The organism is Ochrobactrum sp. SFR4 (assembly GCF_019730395.1).
Taxonomy (GTDB): domain Bacteria; phylum Pseudomonadota; class Alphaproteobacteria; order Rhizobiales; family Rhizobiaceae; genus Pseudochrobactrum.
In genome coordinates this window covers 1-243 of sequence record NZ_JAAPBB010001232.1, presented here as the reverse complement: position 1 = coordinate 243, position 243 = coordinate 1, and the positions used below count along the sequence as shown (strand labels likewise).

Here is a 243-nt window from a genome sequence, read left to right as displayed (position 1 = left end):
ACGGAGACGATGTATCCATATGTTTCCAGTATTTCTCGCGGGCGGATTTATAGGTTTCGTCAAAAAGATAGAATTCAAGTTCCGAGGCGAAATAAGCGCGATAGCCACGCTCTTTCAGCCGTGCCAGCTGCTTTTTCAGCATTGCACGCGGCGAATGGGCAAGGTCTGAATGGTCATGATGATCCAGCACATCGCAGAGAACCAGCGCGGTCTTCTCCAGCCATGGTGCAAGCCGTAAAGTGG

1 pseudogene is annotated in these 243 nt (G+C 51.0%); it reads right to left on the bottom strand.

Going from position 1 to position 243, the window contains the following annotated elements:
• Positions 1-243 (bottom strand): annotated as a pseudogene (locus HBA93_RS22960) (glutamine synthetase); the annotation flags it as partial.